Raw genomic sequence first — 22,451 nt, 5'->3', positions numbered from 1 at the left:
GGCGGTCTCCTGCCTCTCGTCTCCTGCTTCTTGTCTCTATATCAACGATCCGCCGTACGAGAGGAGATCGTCTCGTACGGCGGAACCGGGCGGCGCGTCATCTGCGCGGCTGGGCGTCCAGGACCTGCTGGAGCGCCTCGAACTCCTCGACGCACTTTCCGGAGCCGAGCGCCACGCTGTCCAGCGGGTCCTCGGCGATGTGGATCGGCATGCCGGTCTCCCGGCGCAGCCGCTCGTCGAGGCCGCGCAGCAGCGCGCCGCCGCCGGTCAGGACGATGCCCCGGTCCATGATGTCGCCGGACAGCTCCGGCGGGCACTTGTCGAGGGTCGTCTTGACGGCGTCGACGATGGCGTTGACCGGCTCCTCGATCGCCTTGCGCACTTCGGCGGCGGAGATGACGACGGTCTTCGGCAGCCCGGAGACGAGGTCCCGGCCGCGGATTTCGGTGTGCTCGTCGGTGTCGAGGTCGTACGCCGAACCGATCGTGATCTTGATCTGCTCGGCCGTGCGCTCACCCAGGAGAAGGCTGTACTCCTTCTTCACATGCTGGATGATCGCGTTGTCCAGCTCGTCGCCCGCCACGCGGATGGACTGGGCGGTGACGATGCCGCCGAGGGAGATGACCGCGACCTCCGTGGTACCGCCGCCGATGTCGACCACCATGTTGCCCGTGGCCTCGTGGACCGGCAGGCCGGAGCCGATGGCCGCGGCCATGGGCTCCTCGATGATGTGCACCTGCCGGGCGCCGGCCTGGGACGACGCCTCGATGACGGCGCGGCGCTCGACGCCGGTGATGCCGGAGGGCACACAGACGACGACCCGCGGACGAGCCAGATACCGCCGCTTGTGGATCTTCAGAATGAAGTAGCGGAGCATCCGCTCGGTGATCTCGAAGTCGGCGATGACGCCGTCCTTCAGCGGACGCACGGCAACGATGTTGCCGGGCGTGCGCCCGATCATCTTCTTCGCTTCGGCACCGACCGCGAGGATGCCACCGGTATTGGTGTTGATCGCGACGACGGACGGCTCGTTGAGTACGATCCCGCGACCCCTGACGTACACCAGCGTGTTGGCGGTCCCGAGGTCGACAGCCATGTCACGGCCGATGAACGACATTGAGTTCCCCATCAGGATTCGACTGGCCTTCCCAGGAGCCTGTGACAGCTTTTCAGGTCGGCGAGGTGGGTGCTGTGACGTGAATGCTTCCATCGTAGACGCGCCTTCACGGACACAGCGCGAGGGTCTTCGCCATTGTCAGCAGATGGCGTACCGCCTCGCTTGTGGAGACGGTCCAACGGAGGCATTCGTTCCCCCGATCGGCACGCATATGCCACAGGGCGGCCGCCCGTGTGCGACCGCCCAGGTCAGATGGGCCATTCGACTGACGGTACGTCAGAAAAAACGGATCTTCGAGGAATCAGCCGCGGCCCGGGAAGAAGATCTTCACCTCGCGCTCGGCGGACTCCTCGGAGTCGGAGGCGTGGATCAGGTTCTCCCGGACGATCACACCGTAGTCCCCGCGGATGGAACCGGGGGCCGCCGCGATCGGGTCGGTGGGACCGGCCAGCTGCCGGACGCCCTCGATGACCCGCTCACCCTCGACGATCATGGCGACGACGGGGCCGGACAGCATGAACTCGACCAGCGGCTCGTAGAAGGGGCGCCCCACGTGCTCCGCATAGTGCTGTTCCAGCGTGGCACGTTCCAGGGTGCGCAGCTCCAGCGCGGTGATCTGCCAACCGGCCTTGCGCTCGATACGGCTGATGATCTCGCCTACCAACGAGCGACGGACAGCGTCCGGCTTCAGCAGGACGAGAGTGCGCTGGGACATGGTTTGCGGCTCCTTGCAGGCCAGAGATTATGCGATTGGGCCGAGGCTACCGGGTTGAGCTGGGAGGGCGGCACCCGGACCGTTCCCCGGAGAACCCCGCGGGAGCGGGGACGACGATCAGCAATACGCTGAGCGGAAGGGAAAGCCGGGATCACCCCCGCTTCGGCGGGGAGGCCCGGGTGCCACACCCACAGTGAAGCACCCGGCACTGACAACGCCCTACTGCGCGGCGCCCTCGGCCTGCGCCGCGAATCTCGCCTTGGCCTCGTCGATCTTCCGCCCGTAGTGCACCGACGCCCACCACAGCGCGGCGAAGACCGCTCCCATGAAGAACATCGTCGGCACGACGAAACCGGAGGCGACGAGCGCGATCTGCAGGGCCCAGCCGAGCGCGATCCCGCCGGGCCGGGTCACCGTCCCGCACAGCACCAGGCACAGGAACATCGCGATCCCGCTGACCGTCCACACCGACGCCATGGACAGGTCCGGGTCCTTCATGGCGACCAGCCCGGCGAAGCCGATGACGAAGAACTCGCCGATCAGGGTCGAGGAACAGAGCGTACGCACGGGATGTCAGCCCTTCCCCAGCAGCAGCCGGGCCTCGCCGACCGTGATGACGGAACCGGTGACGAGCACGCCGCCGCCGGCGAACTCGCCCTCCTCCTCGGCCAGCGTGATCGCGGCCTCCAGCGCGTCCGGCAGCCGCGGCTCGACCTGCACGCGCTCCTCGCCGAACACCTCCACGGCGACGGCCGCCAGCGCGTCGGCGTCCATCGCGCGGTGGCTGGAGTTCTGGGTGACGACGATCTCGGCGAAGACCGGCTCGAACGCCTCCAGCAGCCCCCGCACGTCCTTGTCGCCGCTCGCGCCGACGACGCCGACGAGACGGCTGAACTGGAACGCCTCCCCGATCGCCTCCGCCGTCACCCGCGCGCCCGCCGGGTTGTGGGCGGCGTCCAGCACGACGGTCGGCGAGCGCCGGACCACCTCCAGCCGCCCCGGCGAGGAGACGGCGGCGAAGGCCTTGCGCACGGTGTCGATGTCCAGGGGCTCGGCCCGCTGCGCGCCCACGCCGAAGAACGCCTCGACGGCGGCGAGCGCCACGGCCGCGTTGTGCGCCTGGTGGGCGCCGTGCAGCGGGAGGTACACCTCGGGGTACTCGCCGCCCAGCCCGCGCAGCGTCATCAGCTGCCCGCCGACGGCGACCTGCCGGTCCAGGACCCCGAACTCCAGGCCCTCGCGGGCCACGGTGGCGTCCACGTCCACGGCCTTCTTCAGCAGCGCCTGCGCCGCGTCCACCGGCTGCTGGGCCAGGATCACGGTGGCGCCCGGCTTGATGATGCCGGCCTTCTCGGCGGCGATCTCGGCGGTCGTCGAGCCGAGCCGGTCGGTGTGGTCCAGGGAGACGGGGGTCACGACGGCGACGTCACCGTCGATGACGTTGGTGGCGTCCCAGCTGCCGCCCATGCCGACCTCGACGACGGCCACGTCCACGGGCGCGTCGGCGAAGGCGGCGTACGCCATCCCGGTGAGCACCTCGAAGAAGGACAGCCGGTACTCCTGCTGCGCGTCGACCATCTCGACGTACGGCTTGACGTCCTGGTACGTCTCGATGAACCGCTCGGCGGAGATCGGCGCGCCGTCCAGGCTGATCCGCTCGGTGATCGACTGCACGTGCGGCGAGGTGTACCGCCCGGTGCGCAGCTCGAAGGCGCCGAGCAGGGCCTCGATCATGCGGGCCGTGGAGGTCTTGCCGTTCGTCCCCGTGATGTGGATCGAGGGGTACGTCCGCTGCGGCTCGCCCAGCACGTCCATCAGCGCGGAGATCCGGGTGACGGACGGCTCCAGCTTCGTCTCGCCCCAGCGGGTCGCCAGCTCCGCCTCGACCTCCCGCAGGGCCTTGTCGACCTCGGGGTCCTCCGGGCGCGCGGGCACGTCGGCCTGCGGCGGACCGCCCTGGGTGCGCAGGGTCCGGCTGCCGGCCTCGATGACCGCGAGGTCGGGGTCGCGGTCGGTCTCGGCCTCGATGATCTCGTCGAAGGAGTCGAGGGGATCGGGCTGCTCGCTGCTGTCGTGCGGGGGGAGCTCACTCACGGTCCCCAGTCTACGGAGCGCCACCGGCACGGGACGGCGAAGGTCCCCGGAGCCGGTGGCTCCGGGGACCTTCGGGGCTTCACACGAACGGGCGACTACGCCTGCGGCAGCCGCTCCAGCTGCGCCTGGATGCGCGCGATGTCCTCCTCGGCCTTGGCGAGCCGCGTGCGGATCTTCTCCACCACCTGGTCCGGCGCCTTGGCGAGGAACGCCTCGTTGCCCAGCTTGGCCGTGGCCTGCGCCTTCTCCTTCTCCGCGGCGGCCAGGTCCTTGGCCAGGCGCTTGCGCTCCGCGGCCACGTCGATCGCGCCGGACAGGTCGAGCGCGACCTCCACGCCCGCGACCGGCAGGGTGGCCGTCGCGGTGAAGGCGTCGCCCTCCGGCTGGAGGCGCAGGAGCTGCCGGATGGCCGGCTCGTGCGGGGCGAGCGCGGTGCCCTCCAGGGCCAGCCGGGCCGGGACCCGCTGACCGGGCTGGAGGCCCTGGTCGGCGCGGAAGCGGCGGACCTCGGTGATCAGCGACTGGACCGTGGCGATCTCCCGCTCGGCGGCCTCGTCCCGGAAGCCGGAGTCCGCGGGCCAGTCGGCGATCACGACCGACTCGCCGCCGGTGAGCGTGGTCCACAGCGTCTCGGTGACGAAGGGGACGACCGGGTGCAGCAGCCGCAGCGTGACGTCGAGGACCTCGCCGAGGACGCGCTTGCTGACCTCGGCGGCCTCGCCGCCCGCCTGGAAGGTGGTCTTGGACAGCTCGACGTACCAGTCGAAGACCTCGTCCCACGCGAAGTGGAACAGCGCGTCGGAGACCTTGGCGAACTGGTAGTCCTCGTAGTACGCGTCCACCTCGGCGACGACCGAGTTCAGCCGGGACAGGATCCAGCGGTCGGTCGACGACATCTTCGACGCGTCCGGCAGCGGGCCCTGGACCGTGGCGCCGTTCATCAGCGCGAAGCGGGTCGCGTTCCAGATCTTGTTGGCGAAGTTGCGGGAGCCCTGGACCCAGTCCTCGCCGATCGGGACGTCGACGCCCGGGTTGGCGCCGCGCGCGAGGGTGAAGCGGAGCGCGTCGGAGCCGTACTTGTCCATCCAGTCCAGCGGGTTGACGACGTTCCCGAAGGACTTCGACATCTTCTTGCCGTTCTGGTCACGGACCATGCCGTGCAGGGCGATGGTGTGGAACGGCGGGGTGCCGTCCATGGCGTACAGGCCGAACATCATCATCCGGGCGACCCAGAAGAAGAGGATGTCGTAGCCGGTGACCAGGACGGAGTTCGGGTAGAACTTCGCCAGCGACTCGGTCTGCTCCGGCCAGCCGAGCGTGGAGAACGGCCACAGGCCGGAGGAGAACCAGGTGTCCAGGACGTCGGGGTCCTGGTGCCAGCCCTCGCCGGCGGGCGGCTCCTCGTCGGGGCCGACGCAGACGACCTCGCCGTTCGGGCCGTACCAGACCGGGATGCGGTGGCCCCACCACAGCTGGCGCGAGATGCACCAGTCGTGGAGGTTGTCGACCCAGTCGAAGTAGCGCTTCTCCATCTCCTGCGGGTGGATCTTGACCTTGCCCTCGCGCACCGCGTCGCCGGCGGCCTTGGCGAGCGGGCCCACCTTGACCCACCACTGCATGGACAGGCGCGGCTCGATGGTGGTCTTGCAGCGCGAGCAGTGGCCGACGGAGTGGACGTAGGGGCGCTTCTCGGCGACGATCCGGCCCTCGGCGCGCAGCGCGCCGACGATGGCGGAACGGGCCTCCAGCCGGTCCAGGCCCTGGAAGGGGCCGTGCGCGGTGATCACCGCGTGCTCGTCCATGACGGCGATCGCGGGCAGGCCGTGGCGCTGGCCGATCTCGAAGTCGTTCGGGTCGTGGGCCGGGGTGACCTTGACCGCGCCGGTGCCGAACTCGGGGTCGACGTGCTCGTCGGCGACGACGGGGATGCGGCGGCCGGTGAGCGGCAGCTCGATCTCGGTGCCGACGAGGTGGCGGTAGCGCTCGTCGTCGGGGTGGACGGCGACGGCGGTGTCGCCGAGCATCGTCTCCGCGCGGGTGGTGGCGACGACGATGGAGGTGTCGCCCTCGCCGTAGCGGATGGAGACGAGCTCGCCGTCGTCGTCCTGGTACTCCACCTCGATGTCGGAGATGGCCGTCAGGCAGCGCGGGCACCAGTTGATGATGCGCTCGGCGCGGTAGATCAGCTCGTCGTCGTAGAGCCGCTTGAAGATCGTCTGGACGGCCTGGGAAAGGCCCTCGTCCATGGTGAAGCGCTCACGCGACCACGCCACGCCGTCACCGAGGCGCCGCATCTGGCCGGAGATCTGCCCGCCGGACTCGGCCTTCCACTGCCAGACCCGCTCGACGAACGCCTCGCGGCCCAGGTCGTGCCGGGACTTGCCCTCCTTGGCCAGCTCCCGCTCGACGACGTTCTGCGTGGCGATGCCGGCGTGGTCCATGCCGGGCTGCCACAGCGTCTCGTAGCCCTGCATGCGCTTGCGGCGGGTGAGGGCGTCGATCAGCGTGTGCTCGAAGGCGTGGCCCAGGTGCAGGCTGCCGGTGACGTTCGGCGGGGGGATGACGACGGTGTACGGCGGCTTGTCGCTCTTGGCGTCCGCCTCGAAGTAACCCCGTTCTACCCAGCGCTCGTACAGCTTCCCCTCTACCTCGGCCGGCGTGTACTGGGTCGGCAGTTCGGTCGTGGGCGCTTGCTGCGGCTGCTGAGTGTTCTCGGTCACGGGGGTCAGTTTAGAGGTGTCACGACCCAGTCCCGAAACGCGATTCCTTTGTAACGGTGCGGCCCCCGGTGACCTGCGCACGCCATGTCTGCGTCAGGATGTCAGCAAGCATTGAGCATCTGGAGGGGAACCCCGTAATGAGCTACAACCAGCCGGGCCCGTACGGCGGGCAGCAGCCTCAGCAGCCCGGACCGTACGGCCAGCCGGGTCCCTACGGCCAGCCGCCGCAGGCCCCCCAGCCCGGCTACGGCTACCCCCAGCAGACGCCGCCCGCCCCGCCGCAGCCCGGCTACGGCTACCCGCAGCAGCCCGCGCAGGGCGTCCCGCCCCAGGCCCCGCAAGGCGTCCCGCCCCAGGCCCCGCAGGGCGTCCCGCCCCAGGCCCCGCAGGGCGTCCCGCCCCAGGCCCCGCAGGGCGTCCCGCCCCAGGTCCCTCCCTACGGTCAGCAGCCCGGTCCGTACGGCCAGCAGCCGCCCGGTCAGCCCGGCCCGTACGGCCAGCAGCCGCCCCAGCAGCCCGGTCAGCCCGGCGGCCCCTACGGTCAGCAGCCCCCGTACGGCCAGGCCCCTTATGGCATGCCTCAGCCCCCGGCCCCGGGCGGCGGCAAGAAGAAGACCGGGCTGATCATCGGCGCGGTGGCGGTCGTCGCGGCGATCGCCGTGGGCGCGTACTTCGTGCTCAGCGGGGGCGGGAGCGGAGGCGGCGGTTCGGACATCGCCGACGACGGGCCGCACAAGCTGACGACGCCCGCGACCGTGCTCGCCGGCGAGTACGAGAAGGGCCAGAGCCTCGGCGGCGGCTTCAGCAGCAGCGACCTCGAGGAAGCCGAGAAGCACGGCGTCAAGGACGCCCAGAACGTCAACGCGAGCTACCAGGCCAAGAACGAGGAGAACCCGCTGGCCACGAAGATGGTCCAGTTCATGGGGGTCTACGGCGAGATCGACGACCCCGAGAAGGTCGTCGACGCCATGTTCGCCGACATGAAGAAGAACGCCGCCAAGGACGCGGACACCCCGGCAGAGGTCGTCGGCAGCCCGCAGGGCTTCACCCCCGCCGGCCTGGAGGGCGCGGTCCTGAAGTGCCAGGAGACCAAGATCGACAGCCTCGGCGCCACCGCGGGCTCCGGGTCCTCCGGCGCGTCGAAGATGAGCATGCCGGTGTGCATCTGGGGCGACCACAGCACCCTCGGCGTGATCATCAGCGTCGACCTGGCCGACGCCATGTCCGGCAAGACCGCCGACCTCGCGCAGGCGGCCGACCTCACGGCCAAGCTCCGCAAGGACGTGCGCGTCAAGAGCTGACGCCCCGGCGTCACGCATCACGTGAAAGGGGCCCCGGTCGGGGCCCCTTTCACGTGCGGGAGGGTGGGCGGTTGCGCCGGGGCGGTTACGCCGTCTTCTGCTCCCCCGGCCCGCGCCCGCGGTTGTCCCGCGGGATCAGGGTCGGGTTGACGTTGGACAGGACCACGTCCGCCGTGATGACGACCCGCGCCACGTCCTTGCGCGACGGCACCTCGTACATCACGCCCTGGAGGACCTCCTCCATGATGGCGCGCAGGCCGCGGGCGCCGGTCTGGCGCAGGATGGCCTGGTCGGCGATGGCCTCCAGCGCCTCGCGCTCGAAGTCCAGCTCGACACCGTCGAGTTCGAACAGGCGCTGGTACTGCTTCACCAGCGCGTTGCGCGGCTCGATGAGGATCTTGAGCAGGGCCTCGCGGTCGAGGTTGTGCACGGAGGTGATCACCGGGAGGCGGCCGATGAACTCGGGGATCATGCCGAACTTGACCAGGTCCTCCGGCATGACGTCCTCGAACTGGTCCTTGGCCTCCAGCTCCCGCTTGGAGCGGATGGTGGCGCCGAAGCCGATGCCCTTGGCGCCCGCCCGGGACTCGATGATCTTCTCCAGGCCGGCGAAGGCACCGCCCACGATGAACAGCACGTTCGTCGTGTCGATCTGGATGAACTCCTGGTGGGGGTGTTTGCGCCCGCCCTGCGGCGGCACCGAGGCCGTGGTGCCCTCCAGGATCTTCAGCAGGGCCTGCTGCACGCCCTCGCCGCTCACGTCGCGCGTGATCGACGGGTTCTCGCTCTTGCGCGCGACCTTGTCGATCTCGTCGATGTAGATGATCCCGGTCTCGGCCTTCTTGACGTCGTAGTCCGCGGCCTGGATCAGCTTGAGCAGGATGTTCTCGACGTCCTCGCCGACGTATCCCGCCTCCGTCAGCGCCGTCGCGTCGGCGATGGCGAACGGCACGTTCAGCATGCGGGCGAGGGTCTGGGCGAGCAGGGTCTTGCCGGAGCCCGTGGGGCCCAGCAGCAGGATGTTGGACTTGGCCAGCTCGATGGCGTCCTCGCGGCCCTGCGCGCCGCCGTTCTCGCCGGCCTGGACCCGCTTGTAGTGGTTGTACACCGCGACGGAGAGGGCCTTCTTGGCGGCCTCCTGGCCGACCACGTACCCGTCGAGGAACTCGTAGATCTCGCGGGGCTTGGGGAGCTCCTCCCAGCGCACCTCGCTGGTCTCGGCGAGCTCCTCCTCGATGATCTCGTTGCAGAGATCGATGCACTCGTCGCAGATGTACACACCGGGCCCTGCGATGAGCTTCTTGACCTGCTTCTGGCTCTTGCCGCAGAACGAGCACTTGAGCAGATCGCCGCCGTCACCGATGCGTGCCACGGTGTGCTTCCCCTTCGCCTGGGAGACGACTGGACACCTGCGGTCCAGCGGCTCCTGGTGCTGCCTTATGTCCGACGGTACCTTGCCGGGCCCCCCGTTCGGGCCCCCCTTGGCACGGTTCGCTTGCGTCGTGGACCGTGCCACTCCGTGCCAAGGGGCAGCAGACGATACCGGTTCCGCGTCAGCGGACCGCGGCGTTGTTCATCTTCCGGGTGGAGATGATCTGGTCGATCAGACCGTACTGCAGCGCGTCCTCGGCCGTGAGGATCTTGTCGCGCTCGATGTCCTCGCGGATCTTCTCGACCGGCGTGGTGGAGTGCTTGGCCAGCATCTCCTCCAGCTGCGAGCGCATCCGCAGGATCTCGTTGGCGGCGATCTCCAGGTCGGAGACCTGGCCGCGGCCGGTCTCGCTGTAGGGCTGGTGGATCAGGATGCGGGCGTTGGGCAGCGCCATGCGCTTGCCGGGCGTACCGGCGGCCAGCAGGACGGCGGCGGCGGAGGCCGCCTGGCCCATGCAGACCGTCTGGATGTCCGGCTTCACGAACTGCATCGTGTCGTAGATCGCGGTGAGCGCCGTGAAGGAGCCGCCGGGGCTGTTGATGTAGACCGAGATGTCCCGGTCGGGGTCCATCGACTCCAGGCACAGCAGCTGGGCCATGACGTCGTTGGCGGAGGCGTCGTCGATCTGGACGCCGAGGAAGATCACGCGCTCCTCGAAGAGCTTCGCGTACGGGTCGTACTCGCGGATGCCCTGGGAGGTGCGCTCGACGAAGCGCGGGATGACGTAGCGGGACTCGGCCGTGGGGCCGGTGTACTCGGCGCGCGTGCGGTCGTAGATGCCGCTGCCGGGGAAGTCGTTCACGGTGTCTCCTGGAAAGGGGCTGGGGCGGTCGGCTGGGGGCTGGCTGGGGCGCCTGGGCCCGGGAGCGGGCGGTGAGCCCGGCGGGGCGTCACCGAGCCCGCCGGGGGCTCGGCCGGCCCGGCGGACGGGCCTGGCCGAGGGCCTCGCCTGCCCGCGCGGGCTCTGCTCGTCTCCCGTGGGCCCTCCGTCGTACGGCGCGGCCCGCGGGAAGCGGTCAGGCCCCGGTGCCGCCGCCGCCCGGCATGCCGGCAGCCGTGGCGATGACGTCGTCGATGAGGCCGTACTCCTTGGCCTCGAAGGCGTCGAACCAGCGGTCGCGGTCCGAGTCGCGGGTGATCTGCTCCACCGTCTGGCCGGTGTGCTGGGCGGTGAGCTCGGCCATGCGCTTCTTGGTGTGCAGCAGCCGCTCGGCGTGGATCTTGATGTCCGAGGCCGAGCCGGCCAGGCCGGCGGACGGCTGGTGGATCAGGATCTCGGCGTTCGGCAGGGCGAAGCGCTTGCCGGGGGTGCCCGCACTGAGCAGGAACTGGCCCATCGAGGCCGCCAGGCCCATGGCGATCGTCACCACGTCGTTCTTGATGTACTGCATGGTGTCGTAGATCGCCATGCCCGCCGTGATCGAACCGCCGGGGCTGTTGATGTACAGGTAGATGTCCTTGTCCGGGTCGGAGGCAAGGAGCAGCAGCTGTGCGGTGATCTTGTTCGCGATGTCGTCGTCCACCGGCTGGCCGAGGAAGATGATCCGCTCGTTGAGCAGCCGGTTGTAGACCTGGTCGCCGAGGCCACCACCGATGGAAGGCTCGCCGGCGGCGGAGGGCATCAGATTCGTCACGTATCCACCTGCTCGTCTTACGACGGCGCCGGGCCGTCTCACGTGTTCTGCCGGGGCGTGGGACTCCGGCGCGCGCCGCCGTCCTGGGCGGCTTCGGGGACTCCCCTGCCCTCGTATTCATGGACCCTAACGCGCGGGTCCCTCCGGGGAATCCCGCGAACGGGAGTGTTCGCCGGGGGCGTAGCGCCGGGCCGCGGCACAGGAGCGCGCCCGGGCCCTCGGAGGAAAGGAAACGGGCCCCGGGTCACAAAAGTGCCCGGGGCCCGTCCCGCGTCCTTCAGAGGTGCCGTACGGCTCAGCCCTCGTTCTTGTCCTCGGCGCCCTTGTCCTCGGCCTCGGCGGAGTCGGCGGCGGCCTCGGCGGCCTCCTCCGTCTCCTCCTCGTCGTCCAGGTCGACGATCTCGCCGTTGGTGTCCTTGACCGTGGCCTTCTCGACCACGACGGCCAGGGCCTTGCCGCGGGCGACCTCACCGACGAGGAGCGGGACCTGGCCCTGCTCGACGACGGCCTGGGCGAACTGGTCGGGGGACATGCCGGAGGAGGCCGCGCGCCGCATGAGGTGCTCGGTGAGCTCCTCCTGGTTGACGTTGAGCTTCTCCTGCTTGACGAGCTCGTCGAGGACGAACTGGGTCTTGATGCCCTTGACCGCGGCCTCGCGGGTCTCGGTGTCGAACTCCTCGGCGGTCTTGCCCTGGATCTCCAGGTACTTGTCGAGGGTGAGACCCATCTGGCCGAGCTGGTGGTGCTCGAGGTTGTGCTTGCGGGTGTTGATCTCGTCCTCGAGCAGCTTCTCGGGGACCGGGACCTCGACCAGCTCCAGCAGCTTGTCCAGGACGCGCTCCTGGGCCTGCGTGGCCTGGTCGTACCGCTTCATGTTCTCCAGGCGCTTGCGGCTGTCCGCCTTCAGCTCCTCGAGGGTGTCGAACTCGGAGGCGAGCTGGGCGAAGTCGTCGTCCAGCTCGGGCAGCTCGCGCTGGGCGACCTGGGTGACCTTGACGGTGACCTCGGCCTCCTTGCCGGCCGCCGAGCCGCCCTTCAGCTCGGAGGTGAAGGTGGCCTCCTCGCCGGCGGACAGGCCCTTGACGGCGTCGTCGATGCCGTCCAGCAGCTCACCGGAGCCGATGGTGTAGGAGACGTCCTTGGCGACGCCGTCCTCCAGCACCTCGCCGTCGACCTTGGCCTCCAGGTCGATCGTCACGACGTCGCCGTCCTGGGCGGCGCGCTCGACCGGGGAGGTGGAGGCGAAGCGCTCGCGCAGCTGCTCGACCGACTTCTCCACGTCCTCGTCGGTGACCTCGACGGCGTCGACCTCGACCTCGATGCCGGAGTAGTCCGGGATCTCGATGGCGGGGCGGACGTCGACCTCGGCGGTGAAGTTCAGCGTCTCGCCGTCCTTCAGCTCCGTGATGTCGACCTCGGGCTGGCCCAGGGGGCTCAGCTCGGCCTCGTTGACGGCGTCGGTGTAGAACTTCGGCAGCGCGTCGTTGACGGCCTCCTCCAGCACGGCACCGCGGCCGAAGCGCTGGTCGATGACCCGGGCCGGGACCTTGCCCTTGCGGAAGCCCTTCACCGTGACCTGCTGGTTGATCTTCTTGTACGCCGCGTCGAGGCTGTCCTTGAGCTCCTCGAAGGGCACCTCGACAGTGAGCCGAACCCGAGTCGGGTTCAGGGTCTCCACGGCGCTCTTCACGGTTCGGTCTCCTTGTGGCTGACTGCTTGGTTTCTGCCGGAGCCAGAGGGGTCCGGCGGATTTCGCCGCCCGGCGGACTGCAGACACTGAGACACACGGGCGTGCAGCTTGCATAGTAACGGCAGCGGCTACACGGCCCAAAAGGCGATCACCTGGCCGATCGGGGGACGGTCCGGGTGGCGGGCCGGGGAAGCCCCGGACGAAGTCCGGAGAAGACCGGGACGAAGAGGCCGGTGACTGCGCGGTCGGTGGTCGGGGTGGCGGGATTTGAACCCACGGCCTTCCGCTCCCAAAGCGGACGCGCTACCAAGCTGCGCCACACCCCGTCTGGTGCGAGACGTAGGGTACATGCCCCCGGGCGGCGGGGTCCGCCGCATTTCCGGGTGGTCCGTGAAGGACCGGCGCGGACGGGGGTGACGGGAAAGCGGTGTGCGACGAGGGGGGAGCACCCGCTACGATGCAGTGCAGTGCCGCGGTCACGGACCTTCGGCACGTCCTGTGCGGGCGTAGCTCAATGGTAGAGCCCTAGTCTTCCAAACTAGCTACGCGGGTTCGATTCCCGTCGCCCGCTCTGTACCGCCCGGGGCCGGGCCGGAGGCTGTTCCCTCCGGCCCGGCCCCGGGCGCTTGGCCGTCTGCCGAAGCGGCGTCCGGGCCGGTCTGCCGAATCCGCGCGGGGGCACGCCGACGCCCGGGCGGGGACACGCTCTTCCGTCACACCCGGCCCTTCCGTCACACCCGACCCTTCCGTCACACCCGGCTCTTCCGGCGCGCCCGGCCGAGCGGCTCGCCGAGGGGTCCGCTCAGAAGCTGATCGAGTTGATCGTGTCGGCTATCGAGTCGAGGAAGCGGTTGATCGACGGGGCCATGCCGGACGAGGCGAGGAAGAAGCCGAAGAGCACCGCGACGATCGCGGGGCCGGCCTTGAGGGAGCCCCCTCGCATCAGCACCACCATGATGATCGCCAACAGCAGCACCACTGACAGCGAAATGGCCACAACTGATCACACCCTCGGTCGGTCCGCTCTCCCGCCGGGGACGCGACCCGCGCACCCCCGCCAGAACCATCGTGCCACCAACCTCGCCTCCCTATGCGGTGGCTGACACACAGTCTGGCCGGTTCCTTCCGTCCTCCCCGCGCCCCCACGCGCGGAGAACACCGACATCACCGCGTCGCACAGGAATTCGGCAACCCACTCGCACGGGGAATTCGATCACTTCTTTTCCGTGCCCACACAGCACGTTCGCAGATATTTCGAATAGTGACGGTGGTGCGTCAAGGAACTCGCCAACGGCCGATGAAAGCACGCCCAATCGGACATATCGCCGGTGCCGCTCGCTGCGCTTATGGGTGGGGTAGTCACGAACAATGGCGACAAGTGGTGCCGGGGCGATCCGCCGTCAAGCGCCCTGCGGCGTGGGGGTCGTCACACCGTCGACGGGGTCAACCTCCGTGAAATAGCGGGTACTCGGGCTCGATATCCGGAATGACGTCGAGACGACGTCGAGGGTTTTACGGAATAGCACGGACAACGCTAGGGTGCCTCGAATGTTCTACGCTGCCACGTCCCCCGTAAGAGCAGCGAGGTTGTGGCTCTGCTCGCCGACTTCCGGCGGGAGGGCCGATGACTGACTCGCTCTGCCCGAACGGCAACCGCAGGACACCACTCCCGCCGGCACAGTCGTCGGTCCCGGGAGTGCCGAGTCCGCGGTCCACGCCGCAGAACCAGCATCACGGCCGCGCGGCCCCCTCCCCGGCCGCGGGCGACCGTCCGGCCGGCCCCGCCAAACAGCGCGACGCGTTCTTCGACAACGCCAAGTTCCTGGCGATCGTGCTGGTCGGCCTGGGCCACGCCTGGGGGCAGATCCTGGACGGCAACCGGAGCGTGGAGACCCTCTACCGGGTGGTCTACACCTTCCACATGCCGGCCTTCATCATCATCTCCGGTTACTTCTCACGCGGCTTCGACATGAGCCCGCGGCGCGTCAAGCGGCTGATCACCGGTGTCGCCGTTCCATACGTCGTCTTCGAGGTCGCCTACTCGCTCCACAAGCGCTTCGTCGACCACGACCCCCAGCACGACATCAGCCTGCTGGACCCCACGTACCTGCTGTGGTTCCTGTGCGCCCTGTTCGTCTGGCGGCTGACCACGCCCATCTGGAAGACGGTCCGCCGGCCCCTCCCGATCGCGCTCGGCATCGCCCTGCTGGCCTCCATGACGCCCACGATCGGCAACGACCTGAACATGCAGCGGGTGCTGCAGTTCCTGCCGTGCTTCGTGCTGGGCCTGACGATGCGGCCCGAGCACTTCCGGATGGTGCGCCGCCGCTCGGTGCGGATCCTGTCGGTGCCGGTGGCCGCGGCGGCCGTGGCCGTCGCCTGGTGGTCCGTGCCGCGCATGGACACGGCGTGGTTCTACCGCAACAACACCGCGCAGGGCATCGGCGTCCCCTGGTGGGCCGGGCCGGTCGTGACACTCGCGCTCTTCGGCTGCTCCCTGGTGCTGACCGCCTGCTTCTTCGCCTGGGTCCCGGGCCGGCGCACGTGGTTCACGGCGCTCGGCGCCGGCACCATCTACGGCTACCTGCTCCACGGCTTCCTGGTGAAGACCGGCTCCTACGAGGGCTGGTTCCACACGCCCGTACTGGACCGGCCGCTCGGTCAGATCGGCCTGACCGTCCTCGCGGCCGTCCTCATGACGCTGCTGTGCACCAGGCCCGTCCAGCGCGTCCTGCGGTGCGTGGTGGAACCGGGGATGGAATGGGCCTTCCGGCGGGACGCGGCCGAGTCGGCCAGGGAACGCGTGCAGCGTGAACCGTCCGGCCCGGGCGCGGAACGCGAGCAGCAGGAACAGCGGGAGCAGCGGGAGCAGCGGGAGAAGGTCACGGCCTAGGGACCGTCGTCCCCCACGTCCCTCGTCTCTCCCCTGTCTCTCCTGTCCCCCAGACCGAGAAGTGCGCGCATGTGCGCGTACTTCTCGGTCAGTCGTGTCCGGGTCGCCTCGTCGAGGACGGCGAGGCGGGCCGGGTCCGCGTTGTGGGCCAGGTCCGCCTCCTTCACCAGCAGCGCGCCCGGCGTGGCGAGGACGCGTGCGGCGTACGCCTCGGGCGGCTCCCCGGCGCGCTTGGTGAGCGCGCGGACGATGTCCCGGGTACGGCGGCTCAGCGCGGCCGAGCGCAGCCAGGTCTCCGGCAGCGCGTCGTCCTCGACGGCGTCGTGCAGCCAGGCCGCCGCGATCTGCTCGGCGTCGCCGCCGCGCCGCCGTACGCCCTCGGCGACGGCCCGCAGGTGCTCGGCGTACGGCCGGCCCGCCTTGTCGGTCTGTCCCGCGTGGGCGGCGCGGGCGAGGGCTTCCACTTCGGCCAGGGTGAGCAGGGGCCGGGGCGCGCCGGGTGAGTCGAGTGGGTCACGGGTCACGCGTCCAGTGTGCGGGTGCGCGGCGCGGGCGGGGCCGGGTCAGTCGCCCGCCGCCTGGGCCGTCGGGCCCTCCCGGCAGATCAGCAGCAGCGCCCGGTCGTCGTTGACGTCCTTGGCGACCGCCTCGATGAGGTGCCAGGCGGCGCCGTGGAAGCCGCCGGCGACGTAGCGGTCCGCCTCGCCGGTGAGACGGTCGATGCCCTCGACGATGTCCCGGTCGGAGGTCTCCACCAGGCCGTCCGTGAACAGCATCAGGACGTCGCCGGGGCGCAGGGTGCCCTTCACGGGGTCGAACTGGGCGCCGTCGTACACGCCCAGCAGCGGGCCCTCGGCGGACTTCTCCTCCCAGCGGCCGGTGCCCGCGCAGAGCTGGAGGCCCGGCGGGTGCCCGGCGGAGTACAGCTCGTAGTCGCCGGAGTCGAGGTCCAGGACCAGGTGGATGGAGGTGGCGAAGCCCTCGTCCCAGTCCTGGCGGAGCAGGTAGCCGTTGGCGGCGGGGAGGAAGGCGTGCGGGGGCAGACTGCCCAGCAGGCCGCCGAAGGCGCCCGACAGCAGCAGGGCCCGCGAGCCGGCGTCCATGCCCTTGCCGGAGACGTCGGTGAGGACCACCTCCAGCGTGCGTCCGCCGTTGGTGCGGGCCGCGACCACGAAGTCGCCGGAGAAGGACTGTCCGCCGGCCGGGCGCAGCGCCATCTCGCGGTGCCAGCCCGGCGGCAGTTTCGGCAGCTTGCTCTGCACGCGGATGCGTTCGCGCAGGTCGAACAGCATGGTGCCGCCGCGCCGCCAGGGCACGCCGACCCGGCTGCGGAACTGGGCGAGCAGCAGACCGAAGAAGCCGCAGGCGGCGACGACGAGGACGACGCCGGGGGTGACCCGGGAGGGACCCTCGGTGTACGGGCCCAGCTGCACGGACTCCACGATCAGTGCCGTGGCCGCCGCCGCGTACAGGCCGAGCAGGCTCGCCGGGCGCAGCAGCAGGCCGCCGGCGACGATCGGCAGGACCAGTGCGGCCGGTGAGCACCACACCGGGTCGATCATCGTGGTCAGAGCGATCAGCGGGACGGTCAGCAGCAGTCCGGCCAGGGCGACCCAGTCGGAGCCGTCGCCGCGGAAGTAGTCGACGGCGGCTTTGCGCACGCCGACGCGGGCCCGGTGCCACTGCTTCTTCACCCGGGCCGTGAACGTCTCGGCCTCCGCGCGCCGTTGTCGTCCTGCTGCCATCAGTTCGGGACCCTATCCATCGGGGCGGCCGCTTGGCACGGGAGGTCCCTCTTGTCCCCCGTCCGAGGCCCGGACCGCCGCGGATTTCACCGTGGACCGCCTGGTGAACTCCCAGTGAACGCCACCGCGGGCCGCGGCGGGTCCGCCCCGGGGAAATTGCCTGGCCCCTCCCGCGTCGGCCTTGGTAGGGATGGCGCATGGCGACTGACGAGGTGACGGGCGGCCCCGCGGGCCGGGTGGGGAGCACGGCCGGGCTGCGGGTGCTGCGCCCGGAGGACTGGGACCGGTGGTACGGCAATCTGCTGCGGGCCTTCGGCGGTGTCGAGGAGGCGGACGAGGAGCGGGAGCTGTGGCGTGAGCTCACCGAGTACGACCGTTTCCTGGGCGCCTGGGACGGCGACACGGTGGTGGGGACGACGGGGGCGTTCTCCTTCCGGATGACCGTGCCCGGCGGGGCGCCGGTGCCGGCGGCGGGCGTCACCATGGTCGGCGTGGCCGCCACGCACCGGCGGCGTGGGGTGCTGACGTCGATGATGCGGCGGCAGCTGGAGGATGTACGGGCCTGGGGCGAGCCGCTGGCGGTGCTCACCGCCTCCGAGCCGGCGATCTACGGCCGGTTCGGGTACGGCGCCGCGAGTTTCCAGCTCGCGGCGGAGATCGACACCGACCGGGTGGCACTGGCCGTGCCGGACGGCACCGACGACGTACGGCTGCGCTACGCGGAGCCGGCCGACGTGCTGGAGGCGTGCGAGGCGGTGTACGCGCGGCTGGTGCCTCAGCGGCCCGGCATGCTGGCCCGGCACCGGCCGGGCTGGGAGCGGGTCGGGCTGCTCGACCCGGAGAGCGGGCGGGAAGGGGCGTCGCCGCTGCAGTGCGTGGTGGCCGAGCGCGGCGGCCGGGTCGTCGGGTTCGCGCGGTTCCGGGTGAAGCCGGGCTGGGGGCCGGGCGGGTTCGAGGGCTCGGTGATCCTGCGGGAGCTGTACGGGCTCGATCCGGCGGCGCAGGCGGCGCTGTGGCGCTTCCTGTTCGGCATCGACCTGACGTCGACGCTGGTGGTGCGGGGGCGGCCGGTCGACGAGGCCTGGCAGCACCAGGTGTCCGACATCCGGCGCTGCCGGCTGCGCGTACGGGACCAGTACTACGTGCGGCTGGTGGAGGTGGGGGCTGCGCTGGCGGCGCGGACGTACCAGGCGCCGGTGGACGTGGTGCTGGAGGTGGCGGACCCGTTCTGCCCGTGGAACGAGGGGCGCTGGCGGCTGACGGGGGACGCGAAGGGGGCGTCCTGCGAGCGGACCTCGGATGCGGCGGAGCTCGCCCTGTCCGTACGGGAGCTGGGGGCGGCGTACCTGGGGGGCGTGCCGCTCGTGTCGCTGGCGGCGGCCGGGCGGGTGCGGGAGCTGCGGCCGGGGGCGCTGGCGGAGGCGTCGGTGGCGTTCGGCAGCGCGGTGGCGCCGTGGCTGCCGCACGGGTTCTGACGCCGGGGGCGGCCGGACGGCGCCGGGGCGGGTGCCGGGGCCGGCCGGCCGGGCGCTGGTGCCGGTCGGCCGGGCACCGGGGCTGCCCGGCTTGGCGCTGAGGCTGGTCGGCCGGGCGCTGGTGCCGGTCGGCCGGGCGCCGGTGGCCAGCGTCCGGGCCGGCCGGTCCGGTGCCGGTGCGGGGCGGTCAGGTCCGCTGGCAGGCCGGGCACCAGAAGAGGTTGCGGGCGGCGAGTTCGGCGGTGCGGATCTCGCCGCCACAGATGTGGCAGGGCCGGTCGGCCCTGCGGTAGACGTACACCTCGCCGCCGTGGTCGTCGACGCGCGGCGGGCGGCCCATCGCCTCGGGGGTGTGTTCCGGGCGGACGGTGTCGATGCGGTTGGTGCGGACGCCCTCGCGCATGAGCGCGACGAGGTCGTGCCAGATCGCGTCCCACTCGGCGGGGGTGATGTCCCGGCCCGGGCGGTACGGGTCGATGCCGTGGCGGAAGAGGACCTCGGCGCGGTAGACGTTGCCGACGCCGGCGATGACCTTCTGGTCCATCAGCAGCGCGGCGATCGTCGTACGGCTGCGGCGGATCCGGGCGTAGGCAGCGGCCGGGTCGGCGTCCGGGCGCAGCGGGTCGGGGCCGAGGCGGTCGTGTATCGCCTGCTTCTCGGCGTGCGTGATCAGGGCGCAGGTGGTGGGGCCGCGGAGGTCGACGTACGCCGTGTCGTTCGCCAGGCGGAGGCGGACGGTGTCGGTCGGCGGGGGCGCGGGGGCGCCGCCGAAAGCGACCTTGCCGAAGAGGCCGAGGTGGATGTGGACCCAGTGGGCGAGCGCCGGGTCAAAGGCGCCGAAAGCGAGGAAGAGGTGCTTGCCGTGGGCGTCGGCGGTGTGGAGGGCGGTGCCGTTCAGGAGGGCGGCGGCGTCGGAGAACTTGCCCTGGGGGCTGGTGACCCGCACGGTCGTGCCGGCGAAGGCGGCGGCGTAGTCCTCGGCCAGGCGGTGGATGGTGTGGCCCTCTGGCACGGTGGCTCCGTTTCTCGGTTCCTTCTCGCCCTCCTGCCCGCCCGGCGCGGCCGGGCAGGAGGCGACGTCGTCCCGGGGCTCCGCCCCGCCCTCCCTCCCCCTGGCGGCCCTCATCACCATGCTGCCGTCGCGTCGCCACCACACGGGGCGGCACGGGCGGCACACCGGCCGGTCCGTGCCGGGACGTGGCGTGGCGGGACGTGGCGGGGGGATCGGCCGTTCGGGGAGGTGGGCCGGGCGGGCCCGGGAGGCAGGGCCCGGCTCCCGGGGCGGGGCCTCGTCCGTTACGGCTGCGGGTGGTGGGCCGGGATCGGGGGCAGGTCGCCGGAGGTCTCGTAGGCCGCCAGCATGTCGATGCGGCGGACGTGGCGCTCGTCGCCCGAGAAGGGGGTGCCCAGGAAGGTCTCGACGAACTTCGTCGCCTCCTCCGTGGTGTGCATGCGCGCGCCGACCGCCACGACGTTGGCGTTGTTGTGCTGGCGGCCCAGCGCCGCCGTCTCCTCGCTCCAGGCGAGGGTCGCGCGGACGCCCTTGACCTTGTTGGCCGCGATCTGCTCGCCGTTGCCGGAGCCGCCGATCACGATGCCCAGGGCGTCGGGGTCCGCGGCCGTCTTCTCGGCGGCGCGGAGGCAGAAGGGCGGGTAGTCGTCCTGGGCGTCGTAGATGTGCGGGCCGCAGTCGACGGGCTCGTGGCCCGCCGCCTTGAGCCACTCCACGAGGTGGTTCTTGAGTTCAAAGCCGGCATGGTCGGAACCGAGGTACACGCGCATGGTCCGAGTGTGACACGGGTGTTTCGGGGCAGGCGCGTCGGGTGTCGGTCGGGAAAATGTGAGCCTCGTTACGGAAGCCCGGGGAAACCTCAAGTAACAATCCGGAATCAAAGGTTCACGAATTCCTTGGCCTCGGATTCACTGGACCGACTCGTACACCGGTCGCAGACCGCTTGTACGGGAGCTCGTGCGGCGTCACACCCCCGACGCGCTCCCTCGCACGGGAATCAGCTCCCCCGGCGCAAAGGAAATCCGTTCCATGACCTCGCAGCCGACCCTGAACACGGCCGGAAGCGGCCACGGAGGAGAGCCCGGAAAGGCCGGAGACCCCGGCACCGCGGGCTCCGGAGCACACGGTTCCGGCCTTCAGGCCGGGCTCAAGAACCGCCATCTGTCGATGATCGCCATCGGCGGCGTCATCGGGGCGGGGCTCTTCGTCGGCTCCAGCTCCGGCATCGCCACCGCCGGACCCGGCATCCTCCTGTCCTACGCCCTGGTCGGCACCCTGGTGGTGCTGGTGATGCGCATGCTCGGCGAGATGTCGGCCGCGCATCCGACCTCCGGCTCGTTCTCCGCGCACGCCGACCGGGCGCTCGGTCCCTGGGCCGGGTTCTCCATCGGCTGGCTGTACTGGTTCTTCTGGGTGGTGGTGCTGGCGGTGGAGGCGACCGCCGGCGCCGTGATCCTGGAGGGCTGGATCCCCGCCGTACCGCAGTGGGGCTGGGCGCTGATCGTGATGGTCGTGCTCACCGCCACCAACCTGGTCTCCGTCGGCTCCTACGGCGAGTTCGAGTTCTGGTTCGCCGGGATCAAGGTCGTCGCGATCGGCGCGTTCATCGTGATCGGCGGCCTGGCCGTCTTCGGGGTGCTGCCGGGCGTCGACAGCGACCAGGCGGGCCTGTCCAACCTCACCGAGCACGGCGGCTTCCTGCCCAACGGGCCCGGCGCCATCCTCACCGGTGTGCTGCTCGTCGTCTTCTCCTTCATGGGCAGCGAGATCGCCACCCTGGCCGCCGGCGAGTCCGAGGACCCGCAGCGGGCCGTCACCAAGTCGACCAACAGCATCATCTGGCGGATCGGCGTCTTCTACCTCGGCTCGATCTTCGTCGTCGTGACCCTGCTGCCGTGGGACTCGGAGTCGATCACCGAGAAGGGCTCCTACGTCGCCGCCCTGGACTCCCTCGGCATCGGCAACGCCGGGCAGATCATGAACTTCATCGTGCTGACGTCCGTGCTCTCCTGCCTCAACTCCGGGCTCTACACCGCCTCCCGCATGGCGTTCTCGCTGGGGCAGCGGGGCGACGCGCCCAAGGCGTTCGCCCGGACCACCGAGCGGGGCGTGCCGCGGACGGCGATCCTGGTGTCGGTCGCGTTCGGCTTCGTGGCCGTCTTCTTCAACTACAAGTTCCCCGACTCCGTCTTCCTCTTCCTGGTCAACTCCTCGGGCGCCGTCGCCCTCTTCGTCTGGCTGGTGATCTGCTTCTCGCAGCTGCGCATGCGCAAGATCATCCAGGCGGAGGCGCCGGAGAAGCTGGTCGTGAGGATGTGGCTGTACCCGTACCTGACCTGGGCGACGGCCGCGATGATCGTCTTCGTGCTGGGGTACATGCTCACCGACACCGAGCACGACGGGCGCACGACCATGCTGCTGTCGCTGCTCGTCGCGGCGATCGTGCTCGTCATCGCCTTCGTCAAGGAGAAGATCGCGCGCGGGCGGAAGGCCGAGGCGGTCCGGGCGGACTGACGTCCGCCCGCATGTCCGCGAGCCGCGGTTCGTCGAGTGGCGCTGCTGCGGCTTCCGGCATGCCAACGATGGTCACACGGCCGCATGCCCCGGGCATCAGGGTCCGCCC

18 protein-coding genes and 2 tRNA genes are annotated in these 22,451 nt (G+C 70.6%); 5 read left to right on the top strand and 15 right to left on the bottom strand.

The annotated features are described in order from the left end of the window. Nucleotides 1–97: 97 nt before the first annotated feature. The 5 genes from ABZ340_RS32515 to ABZ340_RS32495 form a co-directional block, all read right to left on the bottom strand. Nucleotides 98–1,117: a rod shape-determining protein gene (locus tag ABZ340_RS32515; RefSeq protein ID WP_028422119.1), complete on the bottom strand. Its 1,020-nt coding sequence runs from the start codon at nucleotides 1,115–1,117 to the stop codon at nucleotides 98–100. A gap of 301 nt (nucleotides 1,118–1,418) precedes the next feature. Continuing rightward, entirely contained in the window at nucleotides 1,419–1,832 is a 414-nt protein-coding gene (ndk, locus tag ABZ340_RS32510; RefSeq protein ID WP_358785470.1) for a nucleoside-diphosphate kinase, read from the bottom strand. 219 nt (nucleotides 1,833–2,051) lie between these two features. Further along, nucleotides 2,052–2,399 (bottom strand): DUF4233 domain-containing protein, encoded by a 348-nt coding sequence (locus ABZ340_RS32505; protein WP_358785469.1) that lies wholly within the window; start codon nucleotides 2,397–2,399, stop codon nucleotides 2,052–2,054. Nucleotides 2,400–2,405: 6 nt separating this feature from the next. Next, nucleotides 2,406–3,926, bottom strand: coding sequence for a folylpolyglutamate synthase/dihydrofolate synthase family protein (locus ABZ340_RS32500; protein WP_358785468.1), 1,521 nt, complete (start codon nucleotides 3,924–3,926; stop codon nucleotides 2,406–2,408). Nucleotides 3,927–4,021: 95 nt separating this feature from the next. Beyond that, nucleotides 4,022–6,646 (bottom strand): valine--tRNA ligase, encoded by a 2,625-nt coding sequence (locus ABZ340_RS32495; RefSeq protein ID WP_358785467.1) that lies wholly within the window; start codon nucleotides 6,644–6,646, stop codon nucleotides 4,022–4,024. A 137-nt stretch (nucleotides 6,647–6,783) separates the two neighbouring features. Between ABZ340_RS32495 and ABZ340_RS32490 the strand changes: the two genes are divergently transcribed. Further along, the gene (locus ABZ340_RS32490) at nucleotides 6,784–7,947 is read left to right on the top strand and encodes a hypothetical protein (protein ID WP_358785466.1); all 1,164 of its coding nucleotides are present in this window, start codon (nucleotides 6,784–6,786) and stop codon (nucleotides 7,945–7,947) included. Between the two features lie 85 nt (nucleotides 7,948–8,032). Here the strand turns inward: ABZ340_RS32490 and clpX are convergent, their stop codons facing one another. The 5 genes from clpX to ABZ340_RS32465 form a co-directional block, all read right to left on the bottom strand. Next, complete coding sequence (gene clpX / locus ABZ340_RS32485) at nucleotides 8,033–9,319, bottom strand: ATP-dependent Clp protease ATP-binding subunit ClpX (protein WP_358785465.1); 1,287 nt, start codon at nucleotides 9,317–9,319, stop codon at nucleotides 8,033–8,035. A gap of 181 nt (nucleotides 9,320–9,500) precedes the next feature. Then, on the bottom strand, nucleotides 9,501–10,181 hold the full coding sequence (locus ABZ340_RS32480) for an ATP-dependent Clp protease proteolytic subunit (protein ID WP_358785464.1): 681 nt from the start codon (nucleotides 10,179–10,181) through the stop codon (nucleotides 9,501–9,503). 214 nt (nucleotides 10,182–10,395) lie between these two features. Beyond that, nucleotides 10,396–11,001, bottom strand: a complete 606-nt coding sequence (locus tag ABZ340_RS32475; RefSeq protein ID WP_031114129.1) for an ATP-dependent Clp protease proteolytic subunit — start codon at nucleotides 10,999–11,001, stop codon at nucleotides 10,396–10,398. Nucleotides 11,002–11,308: 307 nt separating this feature from the next. Then, complete coding sequence (tig, locus tag ABZ340_RS32470; RefSeq protein ID WP_358785463.1) at nucleotides 11,309–12,703, bottom strand: trigger factor; 1,395 nt, start codon at nucleotides 12,701–12,703, stop codon at nucleotides 11,309–11,311. Nucleotides 12,704–12,952: 249 nt separating this feature from the next. Continuing rightward, nucleotides 12,953–13,029 (bottom strand) — tRNA-Pro (locus tag ABZ340_RS32465). 174 nt (nucleotides 13,030–13,203) lie between these two features. Here ABZ340_RS32465 and ABZ340_RS32460 point away from each other — a divergent pair. After that, nucleotides 13,204–13,274, top strand: a tRNA-Gly gene (locus tag ABZ340_RS32460). 231 nt (nucleotides 13,275–13,505) lie between these two features. On the opposite strand, the gene ABZ340_RS32455 is transcribed toward ABZ340_RS32460, so the two are convergent. Then, a complete protein-coding gene (locus ABZ340_RS32455; protein WP_358785462.1) occupies nucleotides 13,506–13,700 on the bottom strand; it encodes a hypothetical protein in 195 nt (64 codons plus the stop codon). Nucleotides 13,701–14,327: 627 nt separating this feature from the next. Here ABZ340_RS32455 and ABZ340_RS32450 point away from each other — a divergent pair. Beyond that, entirely contained in the window at nucleotides 14,328–15,596 is a 1,269-nt protein-coding gene (locus tag ABZ340_RS32450; protein ID WP_358785461.1) for an acyltransferase family protein, read from the top strand. Here the strand turns inward: ABZ340_RS32450 and ABZ340_RS32445 are convergent. Beyond that, nucleotides 15,593–16,120, bottom strand: coding sequence for an HD domain-containing protein (locus ABZ340_RS32445; RefSeq protein ID WP_358785460.1), 528 nt, complete (start codon nucleotides 16,118–16,120; stop codon nucleotides 15,593–15,595). The genes ABZ340_RS32450 and ABZ340_RS32445 overlap by 4 nt on opposite strands. A gap of 39 nt (nucleotides 16,121–16,159) precedes the next feature. After that, entirely contained in the window at nucleotides 16,160–17,341 is a 1,182-nt protein-coding gene (locus tag ABZ340_RS32440) for a PP2C family protein-serine/threonine phosphatase (protein WP_358785459.1), read from the bottom strand. Nucleotides 17,342–17,538: 197 nt separating this feature from the next. Between ABZ340_RS32440 and ABZ340_RS32435 the strand changes: the two genes are divergently transcribed. Then, nucleotides 17,539–18,816: a GNAT family N-acetyltransferase gene (locus tag ABZ340_RS32435; protein ID WP_358785458.1), complete on the top strand. Its 1,278-nt coding sequence runs from the start codon at nucleotides 17,539–17,541 to the stop codon at nucleotides 18,814–18,816. Nucleotides 18,817–19,003: 187 nt separating this feature from the next. On the opposite strand, the gene ABZ340_RS32430 is transcribed toward ABZ340_RS32435, so the two are convergent. Then, on the bottom strand, nucleotides 19,004–19,828 hold the full coding sequence (locus ABZ340_RS32430) for a DNA-formamidopyrimidine glycosylase family protein (protein WP_358785457.1): 825 nt from the start codon (nucleotides 19,826–19,828) through the stop codon (nucleotides 19,004–19,006). Between the two features lie 284 nt (nucleotides 19,829–20,112). Beyond that, nucleotides 20,113–20,598, bottom strand: coding sequence for a ribose-5-phosphate isomerase (locus ABZ340_RS32425; protein WP_358785456.1), 486 nt, complete (start codon nucleotides 20,596–20,598; stop codon nucleotides 20,113–20,115). 259 nt (nucleotides 20,599–20,857) lie between these two features. Here ABZ340_RS32425 and ABZ340_RS32420 point away from each other — a divergent pair, with 259 nt between their 5' ends. Further along, on the top strand, nucleotides 20,858–22,342 hold the full coding sequence (locus tag ABZ340_RS32420) for an amino acid permease (RefSeq protein ID WP_358785455.1): 1,485 nt from the start codon (nucleotides 20,858–20,860) through the stop codon (nucleotides 22,340–22,342). Nucleotides 22,343–22,451: the final 109 nt, after the last annotated feature.

The organism is Streptomyces sp. NPDC006134, from assembly GCF_040628835.1.
In the GTDB taxonomy this organism is placed as follows: domain Bacteria; phylum Actinomycetota; class Actinomycetes; order Streptomycetales; family Streptomycetaceae; genus Streptomyces.
The sequence above is the reverse complement of the archived record's forward strand: the minus strand, read 5'-3'. Positions and strand labels throughout refer to the sequence as shown.